Origin of the sequence: Streptomyces sp. NBC_00038 (assembly GCF_026343635.1) — a bacterium.
Taxonomy (GTDB): domain Bacteria; phylum Actinomycetota; class Actinomycetes; order Streptomycetales; family Streptomycetaceae; genus Streptomyces.
This window is the reverse complement of record NZ_JAPELQ010000001.1, coordinates 3938244-3954671: the sequence shown is the minus strand read 5'-3', so window position 1 is coordinate 3954671 and position 16428 is coordinate 3938244. Positions and strand designations below refer to the sequence as shown.

Below are 16428 nucleotides of genomic sequence, written 5' to 3'. Positions count from 1 at the left end.
CGTTGGTGCCTTCCGGCGGACTGAGATCTACGGAAGGCACCCGCGTGGCAGCGCAAGGGGGATGGGCACGGCGACTCGCCGGGTACGCGTGGCGGCACCCGAAGGACGTCGTGCTGGCGCTCGGCTCCTCGCTGGGCGGCATGGCGATCATGGCGCTCGTCCCGCTCATCACCAAGGTGATCATCGATGACGTGGTCGTGGGCCACACCAGGGACATGGCCCCCTGGGCGGGCGCGCTGGTCGGCGCCGCCGCCGTCGTCTACGTCCTCACCTACATCCGCCGCTACTACGGCGGCCGCCTCGCCCTCGACGTGCAGCACGACCTCCGTACCGAGATGTACGAGACGATCACCCGGCTCGACGGCCGCCGCCAGGACGAGCTGTCCACCGGGCAGGTCGTCGGGCGCGCCACCAGCGACCTCCAGCTGATCCAGGGCCTGCTCTTCATGCTGCCGATGACCATCGGCAACGTGCTGCTCTTCCTGATCTCGCTCGGGATCATGGCCTGGCTGTCCCTCCCGCTCACCCTCGTCGCGCTCGCCGTCGCCCCCGCCCTGTGGGTCGTCGCCAAGCGCAGCCGCTCCCGGCTGCACCCCGCCACCTGGTACGCGCAGGCCCAGGCCGCCGCCGTCGCGGGTGTCGTCGACGGCGCCGTCAGGGGCGTACGCGTGGTGAAGGGCTTCGGGCAGGAGGAGCAGGAGACCGGGAAGCTCCGGGAGGTCGGGCGCAGGCTCTTCGCGGGGCGGCTGCGGACGATCCGGCTGAACTCCAAGTACACCCCGGCGCTCCAGGCCGTCCCCGCCCTCGGGCAGGTCGCGATGCTCGCGCTCGGCGGCTGGCTCGCGGTGCGCGGACAGGTCACGCTCGGCACGTTCGTCGCGTTCTCCTCGTACCTCTCGCAGCTGGTCGGCCCGGTGCGCATGCTCGCCGTGGTGCTGACCGTCGGGCAGCAGGCCCGTGCCGGTGCCGAGCGCGTGCTCGAACTGATCGACACCGAGCCGTCGATCAAGGACGGGACGAAGACCCTTCCCGCCGACGCGCCCGCGACCGTCGAGTTCGACGACGTGTCCTTCGGGTACGAGGAGGGGCGGCCGGTTCTCGACGGGCTGAGCTTCGAGATCCGGCCGGGCGAGACGCTGGCCGTCGTCGGCTCCTCCGGGTCCGGGAAGTCGACCGTCTCGCTGCTGCTTCCCCGCTTCTACGACGTGACGCACGGCGCCGTTCTCGTCGGCGGCCACGATGTGCGCGAGCTGACCACGGAGTCGCTGCGGGCCGCGATCGGGCTCGTCCCCGAGGACTCCTTCCTCTTCTCCGACACCGTCCGCTCCAACATCGCGTACGGCCGCCCGGAGGCGAGTGACGAGGAGATCGCGACCGCCGCCCGCGCCGCCCAGGCGGACCGTTTCATCAGCGAGCTGCCGCACGGCTACGACACCAAGGTCGGCGAGCACGGCCTCACTCTCTCCGGCGGCCAGCGCCAGCGCGTCGCCCTCGCCCGCGCCATCCTCACCGACCCGCGCCTGCTCGTCCTCGACGACGCCACCTCCGCCGTGGACGCCCGCGTCGAGCACGAGATCCATGAGGCGCTCAGCCAGGTCATGGAGGGCCGCACCACCCTCCTCATCGCACACCGCCGCTCCACCCTCAACCTCGCCGACCGCATCGCCGTACTCGACGACGGGCGCCTCGCGGACATCGGCACGCACGACGAACTCCAGGAACGCTCCCCGCTGTACCGTCGGCTGCTGACGGACCCGGACGAGCTGGGCGGCGTCTCCCCGGGACACGCGCTGCCCGTGGCGCCGCAGGAGGACACCTCCGTACGGGACGAGCTGGACGCCGAGTTCGACGCCGAGCGCGGGGTCACCCCACGGCTGTGGACCGGCGACCGCGAGCCCAAGGACAACGCGCTCGCCGGGATGCCTGCGACCCCCGAACTCCTCACCCAGGTCGAGGCGTTGCCCCCGGCCACCGACACCCCCGGCATCGACGAGGCACGAGCGGTCAGGCCCGAGGACTCGTACGGGCTGCGGCGGCTGCTGCGCGGTTTCGGGGCGCCGCTGCTCATCAGCCTCGGGCTCGTCGCCGTCGACGCCGGTATGAGCCTGCTGCTGCCCGTGTTGATCCGGCACGGCATCGACCAGGGTGTCTCCGAGGTCGCGCTCGGTGCGGTGTGGGCGGCGTCCGGGCTCGCGCTGATCACCGTGCTCGTCCAGTGGGTGGCGCAGATCGGCGAGACGCGGATGACGGGACGGACCGGGGAGCGGGTCCTGTACTCGCTCCGGCTGAAGATCTTCGCGCAGCTGCAGCGCCTCGGACTCGACTACTACGAGCGGGAGTTGACCGGGCGGATCATGACCCGGATGACGACGGACGTCGACGCGCTGTCCACGTTCCTGCAGACCGGTCTCGTCACCGCCTTCGTCGCCGTCGTCACCTTCTTCGGCATCATGGCCGCGCTGCTCGTGATCGACGTACAGCTGGCGCTCGTCGTCTTCGTGACGCTGCCGGTGCTGGTCGTCGGCACGTTCTTCTTCCGCCGGGCGAGCGTGAAGGCGTACGAACTCGCCCGCGAGCGGGTGTCGGTGGTCAACGCCGACCTTCAGGAGTCGGTCTCCGGGCTGCGGATCCTGCAGGCGTTCCGGCGCGAGGGTTCCGGTGTGAGGCGGTTCACGGAGGGCAGCGACAGCTACCGGCAGGCGCGTACCCGCGGGCAGTGGCTGATCTCCGTGTACTTCCCCTTCGTACAGCTGCTGGCGTCGGTGGCCGGGGCGGCGGTGCTCGTCGTGGGCGCGCACCGCGTCGACGCCGGGACACTCACCACGGGCGCGCTGGTGGCGTACCTCCTCTACATCGATCTGTTCTTCGCGCCCGTGCAGCAGCTCTCGCAGGTCTTCGACGGCTACCAGCAGGCGACGGTGTCGCTGGGCAGGATCCAGGAACTGCTGCAGGAGCCGACGTCGACCGAGGCCGCGGACAAGCCGCTGGATGTGCTCTCGCTGCGGGGCGACATCGCTTTCGAAGACGTCGACTTCGCGTACGGGGACGACGAAGAGGCCCTCAGTGACGTGTCGTTGAGCATCCCCGCCGGGCAGACCGTCGCCTTCGTCGGCGAGACCGGCGCGGGCAAGTCGACGCTCGTGAAGCTGGTCGCGCGCTTCTACGACCCCACCGGCGGGCGGGTGACGGTCGACGGCACGGACCTGAGGTCGCTGGACCTGACCTCCTACCGGCACCGGCTCGGCGTCGTCCCGCAGGAGGCGTACCTCTTCCAGGGGACGGTCCGGGACGCCATCGCGTACGGCCGTCCCGACGCGACCGACGCCCAGGTGGAGGCCGCCGCACGCGCGGTCGGCGCGCACGACATGATCGCCACCCTCGACGGCGGCTACCTCCACGAGGTCGCCGAGCGCGGCCGCAACCTCTCCGCCGGACAGCGCCAGCTGATCGCGCTGGCCCGCGCCGAACTCGTCGACCCGGACATCCTGCTCCTCGACGAGGCCACCGCCGCCCTGGACCTGGCGACGGAGGCACTGGTCAACCAGGCCACCGACCGCATCGCCGGCCGCCGTACCACCCTCGTCGTCGCCCACCGCCTGACCACGGCGGCCCGCGCGGACCGGGTCGTGCTGATGGCCCATGGGCGGGTCGCCGAGGACGGCACCCACGAGGAGCTGCTCGCGCGGGGCGGTCAGTACGCCGAGCTGTGGCGGACCTTCGTGGGGGCGGCCGAACCCGGGGAGCCCGTGGGCCGCCCGGCCTGAACCTTGCCCGCCTTCGCGCAACCATTCGACGTACCTCGTGCGTCCGTACACCAGTACGCTCATGGGCTGCCGGTACGGGAGGGACGACAGTGGACAGTGGTGCGCTGCGCCGACGGGTGGCGCTCGGTCTGGCCGTGCTCACCGTGTCCGGGCTGCTCGCGCTGGTGAGCCCTGGCAGCGCGGTGGCGGCCGCGTCGTACTGCTCGGGCCGCGAGGTCCGCAAGCTGCCCTTCTCGACCGGGACCGTACGGGTCTACAAGAGCCGCGGCTACGTCTGCGCCGTGACCTTCCCGAAGAGGCAGGGAGCTCGGAAGCAGATGTCCGTCAGCGTGCGGGCGCGCGGCGGCCGGCCGGACAAGGACGAGGGGCTGTTCTCGCACCACGCGGGCCCGGCGAAGGTGCACGCGGGACGGCGCTGCGTGTGGATCACGGGCTCCGTCGGCCGGGGGTCGGTCAGTTCGGGCTGGATCCTCTGCTGAAGCACCTTCCAGGACCATTGCTGAATCACCTTCGAGCACCATTGCCGAAGCACCCTCCGGCACCTTCTCGGCCGAATCACCGCAATCCCACAGGGTTTGCTCAATCACCCCTGGTGTCACGCGAGTTGCTCCGCTAGGTTCCGGCGGACATCTGCGTAACTCCAGGGGAGGGTGCATGCGCAAGGCGCTCAGATGGCTGCTGGCGCTCACGGTGCTCATAGGCACGTTGAGCACGGCGGGGGCGGCCACCGCCGCCCAGCCGGAGGCCACCACCGGCACCAGCACGACCAGTGCGGACATACTGGACAGACTTCTCGCGATACCCGGGATGAGCCTGGTCCAGGAGAAGCCGTACACCGGCTACCGCTTCTTCGTCCTCAACTACACCCAGCCGATCGACCACCGGCACCCGTCCAAGGGCACGTTCCAGCAGCGCATCACCGTGCTGCACAAGGACACCGCCCGCCCGACGGTCTTCTACACCGGCGGCTACTTCGTCTCCACGACGCCCAGCCGCCGCGAGCCGACCCAGATCGTGGACGGCAACCAGATCTCGATGGAGTACCGCTTCTTCACTCCGTCCCGGCCCGACCCGGCCGACTGGTCCAAGCTCGACATCTGGCAGGCGGCCAGCGACCAGCACCGCATCTTCAAGGCCCTCAAGCCGATCTACGACAAGAAGTGGGTCTCCACGGGCGGCTCGAAGGGCGGCATGACCGCCACGTACTACGAGCGCTTCTACCCGCGTGACATGGACGGCGTCGTCGCGTACGTCGCCCCCAACGACGTGGTGAACAACGAGGACTCGGCGTACGACACCTTCTTCGCCAACGTCGGCACCAAGGAGTGCCGCGACAAGCTCAACGCCGTGCAGCGCGAGGCGCTCGTACGCCGTGAGCCGCTGGAGAAGACGTACGCGGCCTACGCGGCCGAGAACGGGTACACCTTCACCACGATCGGCAGCCTGGACAGGGCGTACGAGGCGGTCGTCCTCGACTACGTCTGGGGCTTCTGGCAGTACAGCCTGCTGGCCGACTGCGACACGATCCCGGCGGACGCGGCGAACGCCACGGACGAGGAGATCTGGACCTCCATCGACACGATCTCCGGGTTCTCCTTCTACACGGACCAGGGCCTGGAGCCGTACACGCCGTACTACTACCAGGCGGGTACGCAGCTGGGCGCGCCCACGATCGGGTTCCCGCACATCGAGAAGAGCCTGATCCGCTACGGCTACCAGCCGCCGCGGAACTTCGTGCCGCGGGACATCGCCATGAAGTTCCAGCCGTCGGCGATGCGTGACGTGGACTCGTGGGTCAAGAACAACGCCAACCACATGCTGTATGTCTACGGCCAGAACGACCCGTGGGGCGCCGAGCGCTTCCGTCTCGGCAAGGGCGCGCGTGACTCGTACGTCTTCACGGCACCCGGCCTGAACCACGGCGCCAACGTCGCGGGTCTCGTCGCCGACGAGAAGGCCCTCGCCACGGCCCGCATCCTGGAGTGGGCGGGCGTCGCCTCGGCGGCGGTCCAGTCGGACCCGGCGGCGGCGAAGCCGCTGGCCAAGTTCGACGCGAAGCTGGACCAGCGGGATGTGGAGCGCGAGCCCGCGTTGCGGCCGTAACTCCCGGGCCCGGGGCTGAACTTCAATCCCGGGCATCAACTCCCTTGCTGCGCCCGCCCTTTCGCTACACCGGGCGGGCGCAGCCCACCGGCTTGACGCCTCCGAGCTGGACGTACAGGTCCGTCGAGGGCGGGCACTGCGAGCGGTCCTCGACCGCCGAAGTCACCTTGTACTCCGGGGGTTTGTCGCCCTTGCCGTCGCAGGCGGTCTCGCGGACCTCGCCGCTGCCGGAGCTGTAGACGCAGTCGCCGACGACGGTGCGGGGGCCTCCGCCGCCGCCCGGGTCGCCGGGGTGCGGGGGCGCGAGCTTGCGCATACAGGCGTAGCCCTGCGGGACCGCGCCGTCGCCGTCCTCGTCCGAGGCGGGCCGCGTCTCGCTGATGTGCAGGACGAAGTCCGTGTTCGCGGGGCAGGAGGGGCCGTCCGCCACCTTGCCGTCGTAGCGGGCGACGACCCGGGCGGCCGCCCGTTCGCTGGTGCACGGCACCTCGGTGAAGCTGGTCGTCCCGAACGAGCTGCACTCGTCGACCGCGAGGAACACGGCGCCGTAGCCCGAGGGCCGGACCGACGCGGTGCCTCCGGCGGATGCGGACGCGGAAGGCTCCGAAGGCCCGGAGGAAGTCGACAGTGCGTCACAGCCGGTGAGCGTCGACACCGCCAGCGCACAGGCCGACAGCGCGCCCAGCACGCTGCGGCACAGCGCGCTTCTGCGGAGCCCGCCCCGCCCCGGCGCGCTCCGGCCCAGCACGATATGTGCACCCCGCATGGCTCGCATGGCAATCCCCCCGATACCCCCGCCCAGCGTGACCCGCGACAGCGGCCCACGCCAGGCATACGGGGTGCTTTGCGCTACTTGGGTGGGGTGCGCCGGGTGTGCGGCGTACGTCTAATACGTCAACCCGTGCCCGATCGGGTACAGCACCTGCGTCGGATCGTCCGCCCGCTGCACCGGCACCGGCAGCTCGCCCCGCGGCTCCGCGCGGCCCGCGATCACCCGCGCCGCCGCCCGCAGTTCGACATCGGTCCAGGAGTACGCCGCCAAGTAGGCTGGAACATCGGGGAGTTGGGCCACGTCGTACGGGTTGCGGACGGCGACCGCGACGACCGGGACGCCCGTGGCGAGGAGCTGGCCGACCAGGGTCTTCTGGGAGCTGGTCGCCGACACGTTGTACGTCCCGACGACCACCGCGTCCGCCTCGCCGGCCGCCGTGACCGCGCGGGCGATCGTCGCGGCCGAGGGTGCCGTCCCGGTGGACAGAGCCGTCGCCGAGAAGCCCAGCTCGGTGAGGGCCCTGGCCAGGACGGTGGTGGGCGGTCCGTCGCTGCCGGACGGGGAGGCCGGGTCGGCGCCCACGACCAGCACCTTGGGGGAGTGGCGACGGGAGAGCGGCAGCAGGTCGTCCTTGTTGACCAGCAGCGTCGTCGTGCGCTCGGCGATCCGGTCGGCGCCCCTGAGGTGTGCCGCCGTGCCGACGGCTCGGTCGACACCGGCGTCCGTGACGTACGGGTTCCTGAGCAGCCCCAGCTTCGACTTGAGGCGCAGGACGCGCAGGATCGACTCGTCGAGGCGCGCCTCGGTCAGCTCGCCGTCGCGGACGGCCTTGAGGACGGCGTTCCAGGCGATGTCGAGGGACGGCGGGTTGAGGAGCTGGTCGACACCTGCCTTGAGGGCCAGCACGGGGACGCGGTCGTCGCCGTACTTCGTGCGTACGCCCTCCATGCCGAGCGAGTCGGTCACCACGAGCCCGTCGTAACCGAGTTCGCCGCGCAGGATGCCGGTGAGGATCGCCGGCGAGAGCGTGGCCGGGTCACCGGAGTCGTCCAGGGCAGGGACCATGATGTGCGCGGTCATGATCGAGTCGATGCCGGCGCGGATGGCGGCCCGGAAGGGTGCGGCGTCGAGGGTCCCCCACAGTTCGCGGCTGTGCGTGATGACCGGGAAGCCGTAGTGGCTGTCCACCGCGGTGTCCCCGTGGCCCGGGAAGTGCTTGGCCGTGGCCGCGACGTCCGCGCCCTGATACCCCTTCACCTGGGCGGCGACGAGACCCGCCACGGCGTCCGGGTCGGCACCGAAGGAACGTACGCCGATGACCGGGTTGGCCGGGTTCACGTTCACGTCTGCGACCGGGGCGTAGTCCTGGCGGATGCCGAGCGCGCGCAGTTCGGCGCCGGCGATCCGGCCGGCCGTGCGGGCGTCCGCCCTCGATCCTCCCGCACCCAGGGCCATCGCGCCCGGGAGCAGCGTCGCGGGCTTGCCCACCCGTGCCACTATCCCGTGTTCCTGGTCGGTGGAGATGAGGACGGGCAGGCCTCGGGGCTGTTCCAGGGAGGCCCGCTGGATCCCGTTCGAAAGGCCCGCGATCTGGTGCGGATCACGGGTGTTGTGCGCCCAGGCGAAGTAGATGATCCCGCCGACGCGGTACTTGGCGATCAGCTCGGCGGCCGTCCTGACGCCGATCTCCTTGAGGTTGGCATCGATGTCGGCCTGGTCGGGCGCGGTCGCCGAGTGGCCGTACACCCGCATCACGAAGAGCTGGCCGACCTTCTCCTCCAGCGTCATGCCGGAGATGAGGGCGCGGAGTTCGGTGTCGTCGTGCGGGCCGGCGTACGCGCTGGTGCCGGTGGCGAGGGCGGCGGTGACGCCCGCCGTGGCGGCGAGAACTGTACGTCTGGACGGTCGTGCCGTGCTTCCCGTGCTGGAGTCGCGCACGTGGCGCTCCTTCCCTCATGAAGGAAACTTCCGAGGAGTCACGAATATCCGGGAAGTTTCTTCCAGTCAAGGGTGTGCGCACTGACGCGCGGCGGGGCCGTCACCGGCGCTGTTGGAGGGGGGCGCGCCGGTGACGGCGTGCTGCCGGCCGCAGGCGGCGGAGAGGGTAAGTCAGCTTTCGCAGCCAGCAGCGATGCCGACACCGCTCTGCGGAGACTCATCCGACAGCGTGCGGATTGGACGGAGGGGTCGGGGTCCGGGTTCCCCAACTACAGGGGAAGCCCGAAAGTCGGGACGGGTGGGACAACTGTGGCAACCCCCCGCTGTGGGCATGCGTGCCGCTAGGGGCGGCACGGGTGGGCACAGCGGCACCCCGCAAGCGCCGGGCCGCGCGACCCACCCCGACCCCAGCCCCCACGCCGGGCAACCGGCAATCAGAACCTCAGCCGGACCGCCGCTCGGACACGGACGCCCAGTGCCCCTGCAAGGTCCGCACCATCTCCGCGATAGCGGGCCGCCGAGAAGCCCCGCTGCGCCACAACGCGTACAACCGCCGCACAGGCATGGGATCGAGCGGCACCTCCACAACCCCCTCGGGCAACACCCCCCGCCCGAGCCGAGGAATCAACGCAACCCCCAACCCCGCCGCGACAAGCGCAACCAACGTCGGATTCTCATCGGCCTGATGCACGATCTCCGGCTCACACCCCGCCCCCCGCAACGTCCGCACCAGCCACTCATGACACACCCGCCCCGGCGGCTGACAGATCCACCGCTCCCCCTGAAGATCCTCCCGCCGCACGGCCGCCTGCCCGGCGAACGGATGCCCGGCCGGCACCAGCAGATCGCACAGGTCGTCCCCGATCACCGCCTGCTCCACCCCCTCGGGCGCGGGCAACGGCGCGATGTCCCAGTCGTGCGCGACGGCCATGTCCACCGCCCCCTTGGCGACCAGATCGACGGAGAGATGCGGATCGACCTCGGTCAGCCGGGTGTCCAGCGCCGGATGCCGCCGCGCGAGATCCGCAAGCACGCCAGGCAGCAGCCCCCGCGCCGCACTAGCGAACGCCGCCACCGTCAGCCGCCCCGCCGGCAGCCCACGCCGCTCCTCCAGCTCGGTCTCGGCGCGCTCCACGATGGACAGCAACTCCTGCGCGGCGGCGGCCAGATGATGCGCCTGCTCGGTGAGCCGTACGCCCCGCCCCTGCCGTTCCAGAAGCACGGTCCTGGTCTCCCGCTCCAGCTTCGCGATCTGCTGGGAGACGGCGGACGGCGTGTACCCGAGCGCGGCCGCGGCGGCGCCGACGGTCCCGTGGACGGAGACCGCGTGCAGGGCGCGCAGGCGTTGGAGATCGAGCACGGGGCCTCCCGGGATGCGACGACGCACCCACCTTACGTAAGCATCGCTACATCCGACCATGCAGATATCCGCGCTGGTGCTACACGGTGCGCAAGCCCGATGCTCGACCCATGAGACCCACCCACACCGCTCTCGCCGTCCTCGTCGCCGCCGTCTGGGGCGTGAACTTCACGGTCATCGAGATCGGCCTCGACCACTTCCCGCCCCTTCTCTTCTCGGCCCTCCGCTTCCTGGTGGCCGCCCTGCCCGCGGTCTTCTTCGTGGGCCGCCCGAAGGTGGCGTGGAAGTGGATCGTGGCGGTGGGCCTGGTGCTGGGCGTCGCGAAGTTCGGCCTGCTCTTCATCGGCATGGACGCGGGCATGCCGGCCGGCCTGTCCTCCCTCGTACTCCAGATCCAGGCGGTGTTCACCGCACTGATCGCCATCACGTTCCTCGGCGAACGCCTCACCGGCATACGGCTGTTGGGCATGGCGGTGGCACTCGGCGGGGTGGTCCTGGCCGCCGTGGACGAGGGAGCGGCCGGCCCGCTCGGCGCCTTCGCCCTGGTCATCGCGGCCGCCGCCTGCTGGGGCCTGTCCAACGTCCTCACCCGCAAGGCGTCCCCGCCGGACGCGCTGAACTTCATGGTCTGGGTCAGCACCGTCCCCGTACTGCCCCTGCTAGGGCTCTCCCTCCTCACCGAGGGACCGTCCCGCGACCTCGACGCGCTGCGCGCCCTGGACTGGCAGGGCGCGGGTGTCGTGGTCTACGTCGCCTGGATCACGACGGTCTTCGGCTTCGGCGCCTGGGGCTGGCTGCTGCACCGCCACCCCGCGTCCACGGTCGCCCCCTTCTCCCTCCTGGTGCCGGTCTTCGGGATGTCGTCCGCGGCGGTCTTCCTGGGCGAGTCGATCAGCCCGCTGCGGTGGGGAGCGGCCGCACTGCTGGTGGGAGGGGTGGGGCTGACCTCGCTGGCGACCGGGAAGAGCCGGAGCGCGAGGGTCCACTTGGCGGACGCTCCAGCGCCGGGGCAGGTCAAGGAGCCAGCATGACCCCATGGCCGCAGTCGACATTCCCGGTTCCAAGTCCATCACCGCACGCGCCCTCTTCCTCGCCGCGGCGGCCGACGGTGTCACCACGCTGACCCGCCCGCTCCGCTCGGACGACACGGAGGGTTTCGCCGAGGGCCTGCTGCGGCTCGGCTACCGCGTCGGCCGGACCCCGGACGCCTGGCACGTCGACGGCCGCCCGCAGGGCCCCGCGGCCACGGAGGCGGACGTGTACTGCCGGGACGGCGCGACCACCGCCCGCTTCCTCCCCACGCTGGCCGCCGCGGGCCACGGCACCTACCGATTCGACGCCTCCGCGCAGATGCGCCGCCGTCCGCTGGCCCCGCTGACGAACGCGCTCCGCGACCTCGGCGTCGACCTCCGGCACGAGGAGGCGGAGGGCCACCACCCGCTGCGGATCGCGGCCGCGGGCGTCGAGGGCGGTGACGTGGTCCTCGACGCGGGCCAGTCCTCGCAGTACCTGACCGCCCTGCTCCTCCTCGGCCCGCTGACCCGCAAGGGCCTGCGCATCACCGTCACGGACCTGGTCTCGGCGCCGTACGTCGAGATCACGCTCGCGATGATGCGGGCGTTCGGGGCGGACGTACGACGTGACGGCGAGGTCTTCGTCGTCGAGCCCGGCGGCTACCGCGCCACCACCTACGCCGTCGAACCCGACGCCTCCACCGCGAGCTACTTCTTCGCAGCCGCCGCGCTGACCGGCCGCGAGGTCACGGTGAAGGGCCTGGGCGAGGGCGCGCTCCAGGGCGACCTGGGCTTCGTCGACGTACTGCGGCGCATGGGCGCACGCGTGGAAGTGGGTTCCGACGGTACGACGGTCACCGGCACCGGCGAGCTGCGCGGCCTCACGGTCAACATGCGCGACATCTCCGACACCATGCCGACCCTCGCCGCCCTCGCCCCCTTCGCCTCGGGCCCGGTCCGCATCGAGGACGTCGCCAACACGCGGGTCAAGGAGTGCGATCGCCTGGAAGCCTGCGCGAAGAACCTCCGGCGGCTCGGCATCCGCGTCGAGACGGGCCCGGACTGGATCGAGATCCACCCCGGCACACCCGTCGCAACGGCCCCGGTCACGACGTACGGCGACCACCGCATCGTCATGTCCTTCGCGGTGACCGGGCTCCGGGTGCCCGGCATCTCGTTCGACGACCCCGGCTGCGTACGGAAGACGTTCCCGGGGTTCCACGAGGCGTTCGCGGCGTGGGCGACGAGCTAGTGGGGGATGTTGTCGATGAGTTCGCGCGCCCCCTGGCGGAGCAGGGCAACGGCGACCGACGTGCCCAGGGTCGCGGGGTCGAGGCGGCCCGCCCACTCGTGGGCGTTGAGCACGGTCTTGCCGTCCGGGGTGAACACGCAGGCCCGCAGGGACAGTTCGCCGCCGCGCTCGGACTTCGCGTAGCCGGCGATCGGTGAGTTGCAGTGGCCCTGCAGGACATGCAGGAACATGCGCTCGGCCGTGGCCTCGCGGTGGGTGGCCGGATCGCCGAGGTCGCTGACGGCCTCGATCACGGCCGTGTCGCCCTCGCGGCACTGGAGGGCCAGAATGCCCGCGCCGATCGGCGGCATCATCGTCTCGGGCGACAGGATCTCGGTGATCACGTCCGATCGCCCGATGCGTTCGAGGCCGGCCGCCGCGAGCAGCAGGGCGTCCGCCTCACCGGCCGCCAGCTTCGCCAGGCGCCGGTTCGCGTTCCCCCGGAACGGCACGCAGTCCAGGTGTGGATGGGAGGCGGCGAGCTGCGCGACCCGGCGCACGGAGGAGGTGCCGATCCGGGTGCCCTGCGGCAACTCGTCGAGGGTGAGCCCGCCGGGGTGGATCAGGGCGTCGCGGATGTCGTCCCGCGCGAGGAAGGCGGCGAACATCGTCCCGGCCGGCAGCGGCCGGTCCGCGGGGATGTCCTTGACGCAGTGCACCGCGAGATCCGCCTCGCCCGCCAGCAGCGCGGCGTCGACCTCCTTGGTGAACGCCCCCTTGCCCTCGACCTGGGCCAGATCGCCCATCCATTTGTCACCGGTCGTCTTCACGGGGACGACCTCGGTGCGGATGCCGGGGTGGAGCGCGGCCAGTTCGGCTCGGACCCGCTCCACCTGGGCCAGTGCCATCGGCGAGTCGCGGGAGACGATACGGATGAGTTCCGGGGCGGTCATGGCGTCCACGGTAGCCGCCTGACACCCCTACCGGGATCCACCTTGCTTTCTCGCAGGGTGCCCGGTCCTTCAGGGCCGGGGTGAATGCGAGCCCCTGCGGAGCAGGGCTGGAATAGCCGAATCGCCGCGGGGTGATTCGGCGTCCACGCAAACGGTGGCGAGCCCGACCTCAAGCAGGTAGATGATCTCTGAGTTGAGAGACCGCCGGTCGGCAGCCGCCTGGGTGTCCAGCCGTTCGCGGAGTTCGTCGGGGAGGCGAACGTTCAGCTTGTTCATGGCCCCACTGTAGGGCTAACGTGGGGCCATGGCCAGGTTCCGGATGTACCCCGACACGCAGCAGGAGCAGCAGATGCTCGAACACTGTGCGTCCGCCCGGTACGTGTGGAACCTTGCCGTCGAGCAGCATTCGTACTGGTTCAAGGGCCGGAAGGCCGCTCCGGGCTTCGCGGAACAGTGCAAGCAGCTCACCGCAGCGCGCCGCGATAATGACTGGCTGGCGTCGGGGAACGCGGATGTGCAGCAGCAGGCGTTGAAGGACTTCGCCAAGGCCAAGGCCGCGAAGTTCAACTCGGGGTTCGGCGAGCCGACTTGGCGCAAGAAGTTCACGCATGAGGGCTTTCGGGTCATCGGGACCGACCGCGTTCCGGAGTTCCATGACGACGGCACGGCAAAGATCAGTCCGAAGACCGGTAAGCAGGTCATGAACCGGTCAGTCGTGGTGCAGAAGCTCAATCGCAGTTGGGCTCAGGTCAAGGTGCCCGGATGTGGCTGGGTCCGGTTCCGGCTCAGCCGCGCCGGGCTGCCGCAGGCGAAGACTTTCCGTGTGACCTTCCGCAACGGCCAGTGGCACATCGCCTTCGCGATCGTCCCCGAGCCGATCGCCGCGCCCGGTACGGGTGAGGTCATCGGCATCGACCGGGGCGTGAAGATCACTGCCGCACTGTCAGACGGCCGCAACCTCAACTGCCCCCAGTTCACGACTCGGGAGCGGGCGCAGATCCGCAAGCACCAGCGCCGGGCCGCACGCGCCCCCAAGGCCAGCCCCGCCAAGACTGCCGAGTATGCCAAGGTCGCCAAACTCAAGGCCCGTGAGGCGGACCGCCGCAAGGACTGGTGCGAGAAGCACAGCACCATGCTCGCCCGTACCTACGATCTGGTGCGGTTCGAGAAACTGAACATCAAAAACATGACGCGCTCAGCGAAGGGAACCGTCGAGGAGCCGGGTAAGCGGGTCCGCCAGAAGGCCGGGCTGAACCGGGCGATTCTCGCCCAGGGGTGGGGCCTGCTCCGGCAGCGCACCGAACACAAGGCCCCCGGCCGGGTCGAAGACGTCCCCGCCCCCTACACCTCCCTGCGATGCAGCGAATGCGGATGGATCGACAAGAACTCGCGCAAGAGCCAAGCCGAGTTCGTCTGTTCGTCCTGCGGTTTCACCTGCAACGCAGACACGAATGCAGCAACCAACGTCGCGGCAGGACAGGGCGCAAGCCCCGGGCGCCCAGCCCGTGCCGGAGGGACGGCAACGGCCACCCGCCGTTCGAACGCCCGTGAACCTCAACCCGCCTGGGTTGGAATCCCACTCATTTAAGAGGGGGAGGATGTCAAGTACGCTCGTCCGCCATGATCCTCTGGCTGAACGGCACCTTCGGCGCGGGCAAGACGACCACCGCCAAGGAACTCACCTCCCGCATACCGGAGTCCAGGCTCTTCGATCCGGAGCAGGTGGGCTACATGCTGTGGCACGTCCTCGGGCAGCCGCGGGAATTCCAGGACTTCCCACCGTGGCGCGGGCTGGTGGTGGAGACGGCGCGCCAGGTCCTGGACCACGTGGGCGGCACGCTGGTCGTCCCGCAGACGGTTCTAAATGAGGGGTACTGGCACGAGATCCGCACGGGCCTCGCGAAGGCGGACATCCCCGTACGCCACTACCTCCTCCACACCGACGACGACACCCTCATCCACCGCATAGAGACCGACACCGACCCCGAGAGCATCGGCGCCCGGCAATGGCGACTCGACCACCTCGCCGACTACCAACGCGCCCTGCCCTGGCTCCGCGAGCAGGCGGAAACCGTCGACACGACCGACATCCCGCCCTCTCGGGTCGCGGAACTTATCGAGGGATCTTGGTGAGCTGGGACTTTGCAGATCAGGGGCCTCCTTCTTCGCACCTGAGAGGTCGTCATTGGTAGCCGCTGCCGTAAGAGCGTGCCCCGTGAGTCAGGGTGGCGCCTGCCTGGCGAGAGACGGGCCTTGGCAAAATATGGTCTCCGAAGTCGCGCAATCAGCTTGGGAAGCTGCGATCCATTGCGGCCCGCCATTGCGCTGACCTGAAAAACGGCCGGGTCGAGGACTCGGCGGGCTCGGCTGTGACTCCCCGCAATTCCCCGCTCGTTCTCGTGTGTTTGTGGTGTGGTGCCCAGACGAATGAGTACTCAGGAGGCCGCCCAACGACGCGTACTGCACTCCCGCCTCGCCCGTACTGGCACCTGCTGACAGCACGACAAGGCCTTCCCTCCCTTTGGTTGAAGGGCGAAAGCTCGACGGTGGCTGGTCAGGTGAGGTCGACCAGGGTAGGTGTCACTTCGTTCTCGAGGTCGTACTCGGAGAACTCCCATGTCGTGACTACCGCGTCTTTGGGGAGGCGGTAGACGAACTGCATCTCGTCGTCGAAGCCGGGCTGCAGCTGCGCGTTGCATTCCGGGTTGCCGGCGACGTCGTAAAGATCTTCGATCGTGTCGAAGCGTCGGCCCTGGTCGTCGATGAGAGCGTTGACGATGGGCAGCGAGCAGGTCAGGTCCATGCTGGCCTGGCCCTCGTTACTGACGACGGTCTTGAGGATGACGTATTTGGCGTCGGTCCCTGCGGATTTGCGGGCTCCGGCGAGCGTGATGGTGTCGGTCTCCATCACCTTCGTGACCTTGACGACGGCTCCACCGTTCTTGGCCTCCTCGTCGACCTTGGCGTCTGTGTTCTGGTCGGTTGCCGCTGCGGCGTCCTCTTCGACTGCGGCTTCGGGCTGGACGGTTTCCGTCACGGTGACGGTGGGCTGCGGCCTCGCTGTGTTGTCGCCGCCGCCGGAGATGGCGATCCCGGTGGCGATGATGGCGGCGGCAATGATGCCCGCGCTGCCGATGATGTAGGCGTTGGTGTGGTTCTTCTTATCGGGCCGCGGCGGCTGAGCTGGCATCGGCGGCTGCGTGATGTTGGTACTCATGATCCCCCCTGGGATGGTGCTGTTGTGAGGCGAATCATCCACTGTGGACGGTGGAGCCGATAGCAGATGCGGCCACT

General features: G+C 70.0%; 12 protein-coding genes and 1 pseudogene. 7 read left to right on the top strand and 6 right to left on the bottom strand.

Going from position 1 to position 16428, the window contains the following annotated elements:
• The first annotated feature begins 44 nt into the window (after positions 1 to 44).
• The 3 genes from OG219_RS17945 (at position 45) to OG219_RS17935 (ending at position 5867) form a co-directional block, all read left to right on the top strand.
• Positions 45 to 3764 (top strand): ABC transporter ATP-binding protein, encoded by a 3720-nt coding sequence (locus tag OG219_RS17945; protein ID WP_266827770.1) that lies wholly within the window; start codon positions 45 to 47, stop codon positions 3762 to 3764.
• 89 nt (positions 3765 to 3853) lie between these two features.
• Positions 3854 to 4243, top strand: a complete 390-nt coding sequence (locus OG219_RS17940; protein ID WP_266827768.1) for a hypothetical protein — start codon at positions 3854 to 3856, stop codon at positions 4241 to 4243.
• A 175-nt stretch (positions 4244 to 4418) separates the two neighbouring features.
• Positions 4419 to 5867 (top strand): S28 family serine protease, encoded by a 1449-nt coding sequence (locus tag OG219_RS17935; RefSeq protein ID WP_266827766.1) that lies wholly within the window; start codon positions 4419 to 4421, stop codon positions 5865 to 5867.
• A gap of 64 nt (positions 5868 to 5931) precedes the next feature.
• On the opposite strand, the gene OG219_RS17930 is transcribed toward OG219_RS17935, so the two are convergent.
• The 3 genes from OG219_RS17930 to OG219_RS17920 form a co-directional block, all read right to left on the bottom strand.
• A complete protein-coding gene (locus tag OG219_RS17930) occupies positions 5932 to 6633 on the bottom strand; it encodes a hypothetical protein (RefSeq protein WP_266827764.1) in 702 nt (233 codons plus the stop codon).
• Between the two features lie 120 nt (positions 6634 to 6753).
• Positions 6754 to 8577 carry a glycoside hydrolase family 3 protein gene (locus OG219_RS17925; RefSeq protein WP_266827762.1) on the bottom strand — a complete coding sequence of 608 codons (1824 nt, stop codon included), beginning with the start codon at positions 8575 to 8577 and terminating at the stop codon, positions 6754 to 6756.
• Between the two features lie 442 nt (positions 8578 to 9019).
• Positions 9020 to 9937, bottom strand: coding sequence for a LysR family transcriptional regulator (locus OG219_RS17920; RefSeq protein WP_266827760.1), 918 nt, complete (start codon positions 9935 to 9937; stop codon positions 9020 to 9022).
• Between the two features lie 110 nt (positions 9938 to 10047).
• On the opposite strand from OG219_RS17920, the gene OG219_RS17915 reads away from it, so the two are divergent.
• Both OG219_RS17915 and aroA read left to right on the top strand, forming a co-directional pair.
• Complete coding sequence (locus OG219_RS17915; RefSeq protein ID WP_266827758.1) at positions 10048 to 10968, top strand: EamA family transporter; 921 nt, start codon at positions 10048 to 10050, stop codon at positions 10966 to 10968.
• Positions 10969 to 10972: 4 nt separating this feature from the next.
• Positions 10973 to 12202, top strand: a complete 1230-nt coding sequence (gene aroA / locus OG219_RS17910) for a 3-phosphoshikimate 1-carboxyvinyltransferase (RefSeq protein WP_266827756.1) — start codon at positions 10973 to 10975, stop codon at positions 12200 to 12202.
• On the opposite strand, the gene hemC is transcribed toward aroA, so the two are convergent.
• Together hemC and OG219_RS48155 are read right to left on the bottom strand one after the other, a co-directional pair.
• Complete coding sequence (gene hemC / locus OG219_RS17905; RefSeq protein WP_266827754.1) at positions 12199 to 13134, bottom strand: hydroxymethylbilane synthase; 936 nt, start codon at positions 13132 to 13134, stop codon at positions 12199 to 12201. The two genes, aroA and hemC, sit on opposite strands and share 4 nt — an antisense overlap.
• Before the next feature lie 69 nt (positions 13135 to 13203).
• Positions 13204 to 13413 (bottom strand): annotated as a pseudogene (locus tag OG219_RS48155) (Arc family DNA-binding protein); the annotation flags it as partial.
• 25 nt (positions 13414 to 13438) lie between these two features.
• Between OG219_RS48155 and OG219_RS17895 the strand changes: the two are divergent.
• Complete coding sequence (locus OG219_RS17895) at positions 13439 to 14722, top strand: transposase (RefSeq protein WP_266827752.1); 1284 nt, start codon at positions 13439 to 13441, stop codon at positions 14720 to 14722.
• A gap of 32 nt (positions 14723 to 14754) precedes the next feature.
• Positions 14755 to 15267, top strand: a complete 513-nt coding sequence (locus OG219_RS17890) for an AAA family ATPase (RefSeq protein WP_266827750.1) — start codon at positions 14755 to 14757, stop codon at positions 15265 to 15267.
• A gap of 421 nt (positions 15268 to 15688) precedes the next feature.
• On the opposite strand, the gene OG219_RS17885 is transcribed toward OG219_RS17890, so the two are convergent.
• Complete coding sequence (locus tag OG219_RS17885; RefSeq protein WP_266827748.1) at positions 15689 to 16351, bottom strand: hypothetical protein; 663 nt, start codon at positions 16349 to 16351, stop codon at positions 15689 to 15691.
• Between the last annotated feature and the right edge of the window lie 77 nt (positions 16352 to 16428).

Bases quoted from the DNA above. Each gene is read 5' to 3' on its own strand.
- OG219_RS17935 (WP_266827766.1), top strand. From the start codon at position 4,419: ATGCGCAAGGCGCTCAGATGGCTGCTGGCGCTCACGGTGCTCATAGGC.
- OG219_RS17930 (WP_266827764.1), bottom strand. From the start codon at position 6,633: ATGCGGGGTGCACATATCGTGCTGGGCCGGAGCGCGCCGGGGCGGGGC.
- OG219_RS17915 (WP_266827758.1), top strand. From the start codon at position 10,048: ATGAGACCCACCCACACCGCTCTCGCCGTCCTCGTCGCCGCCGTCTGG.
- aroA (WP_266827756.1), top strand. From the start codon at position 10,973: ATGGCCGCAGTCGACATTCCCGGTTCCAAGTCCATCACCGCACGCGCC.
- hemC (WP_266827754.1), bottom strand. From the start codon at position 13,134: ATGACCGCCCCGGAACTCATCCGTATCGTCTCCCGCGACTCGCCGATG.
- OG219_RS17895 (WP_266827752.1), top strand. From the start codon at position 13,439: ATGGCCAGGTTCCGGATGTACCCCGACACGCAGCAGGAGCAGCAGATG.
- OG219_RS17890 (WP_266827750.1), top strand. From the start codon at position 14,755: ATGATCCTCTGGCTGAACGGCACCTTCGGCGCGGGCAAGACGACCACC.
- OG219_RS17885 (WP_266827748.1), bottom strand. From the start codon at position 16,351: ATGAGTACCAACATCACGCAGCCGCCGATGCCAGCTCAGCCGCCGCGG.